The organism is Clostridium sp. UBA7503 (assembly GCF_002477055.1).
Lineage (GTDB): Bacteria > Bacillota > Clostridia > Clostridiales > Clostridiaceae > Clostridium_J > Clostridium_J sulfidigenes.
The window spans coordinates 18,986-30,687 of the sequence record NZ_DLNT01000055.1 but is presented as its reverse complement, the minus strand read 5'-3'; the positions used below and the strand labels follow the sequence as shown (position 1 = coordinate 30,687).

The following is an 11,702-nucleotide window of genomic DNA, read 5'->3' as shown; positions in this document are numbered from 1 at the left end:
CCGTGTACCGAACGGTACGCACGGTGGTGTGAGAGGTCGCTGGATAAAATAATTATTCAGCTCCTACTCGATTGGATACATGGAGGATAAAATATTTTTTAGTTGATGTAGGGTATGTAGAAGATGCAATTATAAGTTAAATATTGAAAGAAAATTTACTCCTATATATTTTCCATTTTTAGATGATGTCTTATATCCACAAGAAAATGTAGCTGGGGAAGAAGTTGGAGGAATTATAGGGAAAAAAACAGGAGTAACTACTGATTATTTTCAAGGAGTAATTATTATAAAGAATCCTTCTATAGATGAAAATTATTATAATAGATTATAAAATAATAAATAAATAATTATTTTATTTTAGTCACTGCAATAAATGGCTTGAATTTATTATAATAAAGTATTATTCTAAAGATGGAGTACTAAATCTAAATTTTTATAAAACTAAATGTAAAGGTTTAAAAATCTAACGGAAAAGATAAAACAGTCTAATCTGAAAGAAAACTATAAAACCAGATATTATATATTATGGGTCTAGCTTTCTTTCTATATTGAGATGGCTAGACTTTTATTTTAGGTTAAGGACATTATAGAATTATATTGTAAAGGGGAAAATTATGATAAAAGATTTAATAGATAAGTTGGCTTTGGCTAATGATTTATCTTCAGAGGAGTTATTGTGTATCTTAGATAATTTGGATGAAGAAAGTAAAAAATATTTAATAGAAAAAGCTCATGAAACTAGGATGAAAGTATATGGCGATAAAGTATATATAAGAGGTCTCATTGAATTCACTAATTACTGCAGCATGAATTGTGTTTATTGTGGAATTAGAGGAGAAAATAAAAATGCTGATAGATATAGACTTACTCTAGAAGAGATATTAGAATGTGCAGACCTGGGAGATGAACTAGGATATAAAACTTTTGTATTACAAGGCGGGGAAGATCCATATTATACAGACGAAAGATTAGTAGAAGTTATTAAAGCTATAAAAGAAAAATATCCTGAAAATGCTATAACAATTTCTTTAGGAGAGAGAAGTTATGAATCCTATAAGAAACTTTATGATGCAGGTGCAGATAGATACTTATTAAGGCATGAAACTGCTACAAAAGAGCTTTATGATAGATTTCATCCAGGTGCTACCTTTGAGAATAGAAGACAATGCCTATACAACTTAAAGGAAATAGGATATCAAATAGGCGCAGGATTTATGGTGGGGTTACCTGGACAAGAAAATAAGGATTTAGTTAATGACTTAAGATTTATAAAGGAACTATCGCCTCATATGTGTGGATTGGGTCCTTTTATACCTCATAAGGACACGGTATTAAAGGATTTTAAATCAGGTACTTTAGAAAAAACTATCACTATGCTAGCTTTAGTAAGACTTTTAGTCCCCAATATTTTATTACCGGCTACTACAGCACTAGGTAGTATTAATCCTTTGGGAAGGGAGATGGGAATTAAAGCTGGAGCAAATGTAGTTATGCCTAACCTATCACCAAGAAGTGTGAGAGAGAAATATTCTCTTTATGATGGAAAGATATGCACTGGAGATGAAGCAGCAGAATGTAGATATTGTATTGAAAATAGAATAAAAAATGCGGGATTCCAGTTAGATATTACTAGAGGAGATAATCTAGACTGGATACGTAAGTAATGGATTAGAAGGAGAGAGAGAATGAATACTACACCGAATTCTAATAGAACTCATATAGCCATATACGGTAAAACTAATGTAGGAAAATCATCATTATTAAATAAAATTCTTAGACAAGAAATTTCTATAGTTTCAGATGTAAGGGGAACTACTACAGACCCAGTTTCAAAGGCAATGGAGTTAATTCCAATTGGGCCAGTACTATTTATTGATACAGCAGGACTTTGGGATGATACTAAGCTTGGATATGTAAGGACTGAGAAAACTCTTGAAATAGTTAAGAGGACAGATTTAGCTCTATATGTTATGGATTCTAATGATATAGATATAAAATCTTACGAAGAAGTAAAGTTAAATTTTAAAAAATATAATGTGCCACATATTCTTGTCATTAATAAGATTGATGTTTTAAATAATAATGAAATAAAAAATTTAAAAAATGAGTTTTCTGAAGGTGTATTTGTATCTTCCATAACTGGTGAGGGATTTGAAACTTTAAAGGGAAAAATTATAGCTATGGTACAAGAGAATCAAGAGGAACTTCCCATAATAGGTGATTTATTACCTTATAATAGCAAGGTTGTTCTTGTGGTACCTATAGATTCAGAAGCACCTAAAGGAAGATTAATATTACCTCAGGTTCAATGCATAAGAGATTGTTTAAATTATGGAATAAAAAGTTATGTAGTAAGAGATACAGAATTGGAATCTGCCCTACAAGATATTAAAGATATAGACTTAGTAATAACAGATTCCCAAGCTTTTAAGAAGATAGATAAAATAGTTCCATCTAATATCAAATTAACTAGTTTCTCTATGCTCTTTGCAAGACATAAAGGAGACTTATCTGTATTTGTAGAGGGGGCTAATAAAATCAAAGAGCTTAATGAAAATTCACGAATACTTATATCAGAAAGCTGCTCTCATAATGTGTCTCATGAAGATATAGGAAAAGTTAAGATTCCAAAGCTTTTAAATAAGCATGTAGGATTTGATCTTAATTATGAATATAGAGTTGGCCATGACTTTCCAGAGGATATTGAAAAATATGATTTGATAATTCATTGTGGAGCATGTATGATAAACAGAAAAACTGTTATTAACAGAATAAATCAGTGTAAAGATAAGAAGGTTTCTATAACCAACTATGGAGTTATACTTGCGTATTTAACAGGTATTTTAGATAGAACCTTATCGATTTACAAAATGTAAATTATTCCATATAAAATATAAATTTGACAATTCAAATAGCAAGGTATAAAATATCTATGGGTGTAAAACATATTTTGTACCCATAAATAATAGCATAAGCATTAAGCTTCAGAGGATGATAATATTCCACTGAGGCTATGTTCGTTGCCACGATACTCTACTTTAGTACTTAGTGGTAGAAATAAGTATTAAAATAGAATATTGTTGAGTAACTAAAGCTAAAGTAAAGGATGGAGAAAAGATGTCACCAAAGATTTTTACTCTTATTAAAGAGAAAAAAATTACTAAAGAGCAAGTAATGAAGGATGTTATGGCTGGAATTATAGTAGCTATAATAGCATTACCGCTTTCCATTGCACTAGGTATATCTTCTGGAGTATCTCCGGAAAAAGGACTAATCACTGCTATAGTTGCTGGATTTATAATTTCTTTTTTAGGTGGAAGCAGAGTGCAAATAGGAGGTCCCACCGGAGCTTTTGTAGTTATAGTTTATACTATAGTACAAATGTATGGTATTAATGGTCTTATAATAGCAACCCTTATGGCTGGAATTATGCTTGTTATAATGGGAGTATTAAAATTAGGAGATCTTATAAAGTATGTTCCGCATACTATAACTGTAGGCTTTACTAGTGGAATAGCTATAACTTTATTATCTACACAAGTTAAAGATTTTTTAGGACTTAATATTAAAAATGTACCAGCAGAGTTTATACCTAAGTGGCAAAGCTACTTTTCTAATATGGGCACTTTAAATATTGCTGCACTTTTAGTTGGAGTTGGATGTATACTAATAATGGTGTTTTGGCCAAAGGTAAATAAAACTATACCTGGTTCCGTTATAGCACTTATTGTATCTACTCTAGCAGTTCAGTTATTTAATTTACCAGTAGAAACAATAGGTAGTAGATATGCACAAATATCATCTAGTATACCTGTGCCGTCAATTCCCATGTTTGAAATAGAAACAATAAAAATTTTATTTAAGCCAGCTATAACTATTGCCATATTAGCAGCTATAGAATCCTTATTATCAGCAGTTGTAGCAGATGGAATGATAGATGATAGTCATGATTCCAATATGGAGCTCATTGCTCAAGGTATTGGAAATATAGGTTCAGCTTTATTTGGAGGAATTCCAGCTACAGGAGCCATTGCAAGAACAGCAGCTAATGTTAAAAATGGTGGTAGAAGTCCAATTTCAGGAATGGTACATGCTATAACCTTATTATTGATAATGCTATTATTTATGCCTTTAGCTAAAATGATACCTATGACAACTTTGGCAGCGGTATTAATTGTAGTTTCTTATAATATGGGTGAGTGGTCAACATTTAAGTTCCTTCTTAAAGCACCAAAAAGTGATATTGTAATTTTACTTTTAACTTTTGTATTTACTATAGTATTCGATTTAGTAGTAGCTATAGAGATAGGAATGATTCTAGCTATGTTCTTATGGATAAGAAGATTAGCTGAAACTACAGATATTAAAAAAGTTCAAGGAATAAAAAGCAAAAGAAATAAAGATGGAGAAGTAATACAGATTGATAATAATAAAATTTTAATATATGAAGTAAATGGACCTTTCTTCTTTGGAGTAGTTCAAGATTTTATTAAGATGATAAGTAAAATTGAGACTGCAGCAGAGGTATTGCTATTAGACATGAGGCATACTCAAGCATTAGATGCAAGTGCAATTTCAGCTCTAGAAAGGTTACACAATCATTGTAATAAGCACAATATAAAACTGATAATATCCAATCTACAATTACAACCTAAAAAAGCACTTACTAAAATGGAGTTTGTAAAATCCTTAGGTGAAGAAGCTGTGTTTAATACGAGAGAAGAAGGATTAAAGGCTGCACATGAGTATATAAATATAGAAGAAAAGCTTTTAGGATAAAATTAAAGGTTCTGTATACAAATAGTTTACTATTTGTATACAGAACCTATTTTTCTCATATAAGAGGACTCATATATGAGGTTCTTTTACCTTTATTTATAAGCATTGATAGGCAGTCAGCTATTATATTCATGCCAACTTGGATTTCTTCTAAATCAGTGGCAGCATAACTAAGTCTTAAAGTGTTATCTATATTTTTGTTTTTATTTACATAGAATACATTGCAAGGAACAATTAATACATCTTTTTTTGAACATTGAACATATAACTCACTAGCAGAAATCCCCTTAGGAAGTGTTACCCAAAAGTTAAGACCACCTTTGGGATCTATAAAATCTATGCCATATATTTTAAGTTTTTTTAGTTCTGCTTTCATGGCATCATATTTTATTTTATACATCTCTATCATATATTTTAGATGTTTTTCCCAGTAACCATTTTTAAAATAAAGTTGCAGTGCTCTTTGAATTAATCCAGAAGAGGAAATATCAGTAGTATGTTTTGCTGCTAAAAGTTCATCTTTTATGGCTTCAGGAGAAATTATAAATCCTATTCTAAGTCCAGGCATTAAAAGCTTTGAGAAGCTTTTGATATAGATAACCCTATTTTTACTATCCATAGATTTAAGAGTTTTACTCTTAAAAGAACTATCATAGGACAGTCCAGATAAAGAATCATCCTCCACCAAATATAAATCGTATTTATCAGCTAGAGCTAATAGCCGATTAAGTTTTTCTTCAGAATAAGAGGCTGTAGTAGGATTTTGAAATTGAGTCATTACATATATTAATTTAGGTTTATATATTTTAATATTTGCTTCTAACAACTTTAAGTTTATGCCATCAACTTCCATGGGTACACCGATGATATTGGCTCCTCTAGATTTAAATACAGCAACAGCTCCTGTGTAAGTAGGATTTTCTGTAATAACATAATCACCAGGACTTAGTAGAGCTTTACCAATTATATCAATACCCTGTTGAGCACCAGAAACTATTTGAATGCTATCTGGAGTAGCATTTATTCCGGACTCTTGAAGAAAATAATCACATAAAGAAGACCTAAGAGGTTCATAACCATTGCTTTCTTGGTATCCAAATGCGTAACCTTTATCTCTATCTAGGACTTCATTTAAAGCAGATTTAAAGGCTTCAAAAGGAAAAATACCTGGATCAGGAGTAGCACTAGCAAAGTTAATAGTAGTTGAAGACATAGCAATTTGACCATTAGACATAAGCTTAAAGTCTTCCTGGTAGTTAGGAGAAGCTACATAGGTATTATGTGAATCTAGAACTTCAGAATTTATATCTCTACTATTGGAGGGGGAGGATGAAATATCATAACTCATATAGATATTATCTTGCTCTGATACATAATATCCACTTCCCTTTATAGCGTTAACGCATCCGTTTATCTCAAGTTGTTTATAGGCATTAACTATAGTTACATTATTAACTTCTAATTCATTAGCTAATTTACGAATAGGGGGAAGCTTATCACCAATTTTTAAAGTGTTAGATTTTATTAATGCTTCAATTTTATTAGCTACTTGAAGGTACATAGGTATTGTTGAAGATTTATCTAATTCTATTGAAATAGAGTTCATTATTAACACTCCTTTCATTATTCTAAATATAATTATTGTATCGTTACAATAATTATATATTTAAGTAATGGCATTGTAAAGAAAAGATTGAAGATAATTATAAAAAAAGAGCATCAATACTGATTATAAATGTATTAATACTCCTTTTCTTGCTTATTGTATTTTAGGAAGAATGCATTACAAAATATATTTTAAGAGCATCTTTAAAGTAATATATTTTATACTCTATTGGAATAGTTGAAATTCATATCCTTGCGCTTTGGCTTCTTTTATTACAGAATCAAGGATTTCTGTGTTAGTCTTAGAAACTGCATGGATAAGAAGAATTGCACCATTGTGTAATCCATTCATTATAGTATCCTTTGCTTTAACTGGATCAGGTTGTTTGTTTATATCCCAATCATGATATGCAAAACTCCAGAATAATGTTTTATAACCTAGATTTTTTGTCATAGCTAAAGATTTTTCGGAATATTCACCCATTGGTGGTCTGAAATAAAGCGGCATATTTTCACCAGTAATTTCTTTAAACTTTGATTCTACATCTGAAAATTCATTGTTAAATTTCTCATCTGATCTAGTAACATCTGGCATAGAAGGATGATGATTTGTGTGATTACCAACAATATGTCCTTCTTCTACCATTCTCTTTATAATATCTGGATTATCCTTTACATAGGGTGAAGTTACAAAGAATATAGCCTTAACATCATTTGCTTTTAGTATATCTAAAATTTTAGTGGTATATCCATTTTCATAACCTTCATCAAAGGTTAAATAAAGCACCTTTTTACTAATATCTCCTACGTAATGAGCATCATATTTATTTAAATCAAAATTTAACTTTAAATTTACTTCTGGTGTTACATGTTGTTTATTTGGTTTAAACCACCATGCTATTTTTTCATTGCTAAGATTGGTAGTATCTATTTTTGAAGTAGGTGGAGTTGGAATTTCATTAGATGGACTATTAGAATTATCATCGGATATATTTTCATCTTTATCTGATGGCTTAACAGCTAAATCATCATTTGAAGATGAGGAATTTCCCTGATTATTTTGGGAAGCTCTCTTAATTATTTCTTCATCAACTTCTTTCACAGTATTAAATACACTTTTATTTTTGTCCTTGTCTGTAGTTGAGTTTGAGGTAGACCCTGTGTTAGAAGTACATCCAACAAACATAAAAGAACTTATAATTACAAGGACTAAACTTAAATTACGTATTAATTTTTTACTCATTTTAATCCTCCTTTTAAAAATATCCTTAGTGACTTTAGTAATTGATATACGAATAGCATGTGTTTATAGTTAATAAAAAATACAAAAAGTTTTTCTGCTATAATAATGAAAATATGTTTAACCTTTAGTAAGATTATCTTATAATGAAATGTAGAATATCCGTACTATTTCCACTAGTTAAATAGTTAAATAGCCAAATAGCTATATAGGAAACTATTTAACTATTTGTTCTATTTATGCAGGTTTCAAGGTATTTTTCATTTAAATAGTAAGATTGGAAATATATTTAGATATGAATATTAATAATTTCTTTGTTAGTAAAAAATGAAGATTTAAGGGGCAATGGCAATGATAAAGGTATTAACAAATACAACAATATATATTAAAGATGGAAAAATTTCAGACCATGGAGAGTCTTTAGTTATAGAAAAAGGATGCTATGCAGTACCTGGATTTATAGATGAACATACTCATGGGGGATACGGAATAGATGTCATTGAGGGTGATTATGAAGGTTTAAGAAATCTAACTAATAAATTGCCAGGAGAAGGAGTTACAGCTTTTCTTCCAACTACCATGACTGCAAGTTTGAATAAAATAAGAGAAGTCATTGATAATACTTTAAAGGTTAAAAACTATAATGATAATAATGAAGTAGGTGGAGCAGAAATAATTGGACTTCATTTGGAAGGTCCCTTTATAAATAAAAAGTATAAGGGAGCTCAACCTGAGGATTATATTTTAACCCCAGATAGTGAGATAATGAAGGAGATTATAAAACATTCTCACAATAACATTAAAAAAGTTACTTATGCTCCTGAATTAGACAATAAGTTTGAATTTATAAAATGTCTTACAAATAATAATATTATTCCATCAGTAGGTCATAGTGATGGAACTTTTTCTCAAATAGAAATAGCAGTAGAAAAGGGTCTTTGCAGTGTTACACATTTTCACAATGGACAAAGTCCTCATCATCACAGAGAACCTGGAGTAGTTACTGCTGGGTTTGTTTTTGATGAATTGGATGTAGAAATAATATGTGATGGAATACATCTTCACAAAGATACTATAAAAGCTGTTTATAAAATAAAGGGAAGGGAAAAAATAATACTAATAACAGATTCTATGGAAGCTAAAGGATTAAAAGATGGTGAGTACAAACTTGGTGGACAAAAGGTTATTAAGATTGGAAATGAAGCTAGACTTGAAGATACAACCTTAGCTGGAAGTTGTTTAACTATGATAGATGCGGTAAAGAATATAATAAAATTCACTGGATGTACCTTAGAAGACGCTGTCACTATGGCAAGTACAAATCCAGCTAGGAATTTAAATATACTTCATAGGAAGGGTAGTTTAGATAAAGGCAAGGACTGTGATATAGTAATATTAGATAATAAGTATAATATTGTAAAGACTCTATGTAAAGGAAAGGTAGTATTTGAAAATAGGTAAAAATTTTAAGGATTAAGAAGGGAGAAATAATATTATGACAAAGAAAAATAGTAAAAATAATGACTTTTTAAATACTCATAGAAATAGCTCATCCCCTAAGATATATTCTCTTTTATTGGATTTAGTAAATGATGATAGAGAAGACTTAGCGAAAATTGTATTAAAGGTAGATTATTTACTTCAATATACAAGTAATGCTATAAAACAAAGGGATTATGCAGAATCAAAAGAAGCTCTAGAAAAGGCTAGAGAAAGAATTGATAGTTTAAAGACTGAAAATGTAGATGTGGAGTATTTAGAATACCTCTACCAAGGTATAATTAAAAATTGTAAGACAGTTAAATAATATAACTACATAATTTTATAGCTTTATTTTAGTAAAGAGTATATACTTAATTGGAATGAGCTAAGAGTTAGAATTCTGTTTATTCTATAGAGAATTTAACTAGAGAGATAATAAAGGAGATTTTATGAGAAATTTAAAAATGGTAATAGAATATGATGGAACTAGATATAAAGGATGGCAAAAGCAAAAGGATAATATTGCTACTATACAAGATAAAATTGAAAATGTATTAAGTAAGATGACTAATGAAGATGTTCAAGTTATAGGTTGTGGGAGAACAGATACAGGAGTACATGCTAAGAACTATATAGCTAATTTTCACACTAAGGCTACCCTTACCAATGAAGATATTTTGAACTATCTTTATGAATTTTTACCAGAGGATATAGTTGTAAAATCAGTAACTGATGTTCACGAAAGATTTCACTCTAGATATAATGCAAAGGCAAAAACCTATGAGTATACTATAAACAATGGAAAATATAGAAATGTATTTAATAGAAAATTTACATACCACATTGAAGAAGAAATAAATTTAAATGCTATGATGGCAGCAGCAGATGTTTTGGTTGGTACCCATGATTTTAAGAGTTTTACAAGCTTAAAATCAGATAATAAATCCACTGTTAGAACTATAAATTATATTGATATAACAAAGGATGATGAGATTATTAAAATAGAGGTCAATGGAGATGGATTCCTTTTAAATATGGTTAGAATAATAGTTGGAACTCTTTTAGAAGTTGGAAAAAGTCAGTTAAAGCCAAGTGATGTTGCTAAAATTTTAGAGGCAAAAGAGAGAGCGCAAGCTGGACCAATGGCTCAAGCTAAAGGATTATGCTTAAAAGAAGTTGAATATAATTAATTTTAAGAGAGAAATAATGCTCTCTTTTTGTATAAGTATTGAAATTTTGTTTACCCTAAATAGAGAATGATTATTTAAGGTGGACATAAAATGGGTAAATTAAAGATGTTACAAATAATAAAGACATTTCCTAGGAACATACATATAATGGTAGCAAGTGAAGCTTTATGCGCTCTGGCCATGGGAATGTTTTTCTTCTTGCAAATTTTATATTATGATTTTATAGGCTTATCAGCTGAAGCTATAGGAACAATATTTTCTTTAGGCTCCCTATTTACTTTGACTGGCTTTTTTGTAGGACCATTTATTAAAATACTTGGAAGAAAGAGAATTTTATGTATAGGATTATTAATTTGTGCCATAGGAGTTGGGTTTCATATGGGGTTTAGAGCAATGATAATTCTTATGTTTGGTCAAATCCTTATAAATATGGGTACATGTCTTATAAATGTTACAGAATTACAATTGTTGTATTCATATACTATAGGCAAAAAGGAATGTTGTGCCTATAGCTATAAGTATTCTGTAAATTTAATAGCCGGAGCTGTAGGAGCACTAGTAGCTGGAAACATAACAGGCATAGAATACTTTGCGAGAATAGGGTATAAAAAGTTATTTCTATTAGCAGCCGTAATTCTAATAGTGACTTCAATTATTAGATGCCTTTTGCTACCTAAGGATATAACTAATGTAGTAGAAAATGAAGAAGTAAAGAAAAGTATGAGGGAAACAATAGAATGCTTAAAGTCTGATAAGCAAATTAGACTTTTTTCTATGCTTTTATTTATTAACGCCATAGGATTTAGTGGCGTAGCACCTTATAATAATTTAATATTAAAGAATTATTTTGGTTTAGGAAATAATATAATATCTTATATAACTTTTTCATTAACTATTTTAAGTATGTTTGGGCTTATTTTAATGCCTGGAATTATAGAACGGATGGGGGTAAAAAAATTTAACCTGACTGTATTTATAATTGCAATTATCAGTTGTTTTATGTTAGCAGTGGTTTCTAACAGCGAATTGTTTATACTTTTTTTAGTTATTAGAGGTATATCTGGTGGTCTTATAATTTACTCTTTAGATAGTCTGATGATGAGTAATATAGCCATAGAGCATAGAGATATATTTGCATCATTAAAGATGCTATCTAATGGATTCTCAATAGCTATAGGGAATTTTCTTGGTGGAACTATTTTGAATAATTTGGGATATAGATATAATTATTTATACGGTTTTATTATACTTATTTGTGCTACTATATTTTTCTATCTTAAGGTTAGAATATATATGACAAGTACTACAATAAACAGGTCTTGTTCCTGTAATTTTAAAGCTAGACATATTGAATATAAGAAATAGTAGAAATTGATAAAATAATCAACATAGACCATGTGCTTACT

Annotated in this window: 9 protein-coding genes; 7 read left to right on the top strand and 2 right to left on the bottom strand. The window is 29.8% G+C overall.

Annotation, left to right across the window (positions count from 1 at the left end):
* Positions 1 to 614 precede the first annotated feature (614 nt).
* The 3 genes from hydE to B3630_RS16055 all read left to right on the top strand — a co-directional run bounded on the left by hydE (position 615) and on the right by B3630_RS16055 (position 4,779).
* Complete coding sequence (gene hydE, locus B3630_RS16065) at positions 615 to 1,664, top strand: [FeFe] hydrogenase H-cluster radical SAM maturase HydE (RefSeq protein WP_346899913.1); 1,050 nt, start codon at positions 615 to 617, stop codon at positions 1,662 to 1,664.
* 21 nt (positions 1,665 to 1,685) lie between these two features.
* The gene (gene hydF, locus B3630_RS16060) at positions 1,686 to 2,876 is read left to right on the top strand and encodes a [FeFe] hydrogenase H-cluster maturation GTPase HydF (protein WP_346899911.1); all 1,191 of its coding nucleotides are present in this window, start codon (positions 1,686 to 1,688) and stop codon (positions 2,874 to 2,876) included.
* 241 nt (positions 2,877 to 3,117) lie between these two features.
* A complete protein-coding gene (locus tag B3630_RS16055; protein WP_346899909.1) occupies positions 3,118 to 4,779 on the top strand; it encodes a SulP family inorganic anion transporter in 1,662 nt (553 codons plus the stop codon).
* Positions 4,780 to 4,834: 55 nt separating this feature from the next.
* Here the strand turns inward: B3630_RS16055 and B3630_RS16050 are convergent, their stop codons facing one another.
* Together B3630_RS16050 and pdaA are read right to left on the bottom strand one after the other, a co-directional pair.
* Positions 4,835 to 6,385, bottom strand: coding sequence for a PLP-dependent aminotransferase family protein (locus B3630_RS16050; RefSeq protein WP_346899907.1), 1,551 nt, complete (start codon positions 6,383 to 6,385; stop codon positions 4,835 to 4,837).
* 225 nt (positions 6,386 to 6,610) lie between these two features.
* Positions 6,611 to 7,627 (bottom strand): delta-lactam-biosynthetic de-N-acetylase, encoded by a 1,017-nt coding sequence (gene pdaA, locus B3630_RS16045; protein WP_414633021.1) that lies wholly within the window; start codon positions 7,625 to 7,627, stop codon positions 6,611 to 6,613.
* Positions 7,628 to 7,975: 348 nt separating this feature from the next.
* Here pdaA and nagA point away from each other — a divergent pair, with 348 nt between their 5' ends.
* From nagA to B3630_RS16025, 4 genes are all read left to right on the top strand, one after another.
* Entirely contained in the window at positions 7,976 to 9,085 is a 1,110-nt protein-coding gene (gene nagA, locus B3630_RS16040; RefSeq protein ID WP_346899905.1) for an N-acetylglucosamine-6-phosphate deacetylase, read from the top strand.
* Between the two features lie 34 nt (positions 9,086 to 9,119).
* Positions 9,120 to 9,431, top strand: coding sequence for a hypothetical protein (locus tag B3630_RS16035; RefSeq protein ID WP_346899903.1), 312 nt, complete (start codon positions 9,120 to 9,122; stop codon positions 9,429 to 9,431).
* A gap of 124 nt (positions 9,432 to 9,555) precedes the next feature.
* A complete protein-coding gene (gene truA, locus B3630_RS16030) occupies positions 9,556 to 10,296 on the top strand; it encodes a tRNA pseudouridine(38-40) synthase TruA (RefSeq protein ID WP_346899901.1) in 741 nt (246 codons plus the stop codon).
* A gap of 90 nt (positions 10,297 to 10,386) precedes the next feature.
* Positions 10,387 to 11,661: an MFS transporter gene (locus B3630_RS16025; protein ID WP_346899899.1), complete on the top strand. Its 1,275-nt coding sequence runs from the start codon at positions 10,387 to 10,389 to the stop codon at positions 11,659 to 11,661.
* Positions 11,662 to 11,702 lie beyond the last annotated feature (41 nt).

Excerpts from the sequence above, each read along its gene's own strand:
- B3630_RS16050 (WP_346899907.1), bottom strand. The coding sequence starts at position 6,385 with ATGAACTCTATTTCAATAGAATTAGATAAATCTTCAACAATACCTATG.
- nagA (WP_346899905.1), top strand. The coding sequence starts at position 7,976 with ATGATAAAGGTATTAACAAATACAACAATATATATTAAAGATGGAAAA.
- B3630_RS16055 (WP_346899909.1), top strand. The coding sequence starts at position 3,118 with ATGTCACCAAAGATTTTTACTCTTATTAAAGAGAAAAAAATTACTAAA.
- B3630_RS16035 (WP_346899903.1), top strand. The coding sequence starts at position 9,120 with ATGACAAAGAAAAATAGTAAAAATAATGACTTTTTAAATACTCATAGA.
- pdaA (WP_414633021.1), bottom strand. The coding sequence starts at position 7,627 with ATGAGTAAAAAATTAATACGTAATTTAAGTTTAGTCCTTGTAATTATA.
- hydE (WP_346899913.1), top strand. The coding sequence starts at position 615 with ATGATAAAAGATTTAATAGATAAGTTGGCTTTGGCTAATGATTTATCT.
- truA (WP_346899901.1), top strand. The coding sequence starts at position 9,556 with ATGAGAAATTTAAAAATGGTAATAGAATATGATGGAACTAGATATAAA.
- hydF (WP_346899911.1), top strand. The coding sequence starts at position 1,686 with ATGAATACTACACCGAATTCTAATAGAACTCATATAGCCATATACGGT.
- B3630_RS16025 (WP_346899899.1), top strand. The coding sequence starts at position 10,387 with ATGGGTAAATTAAAGATGTTACAAATAATAAAGACATTTCCTAGGAAC.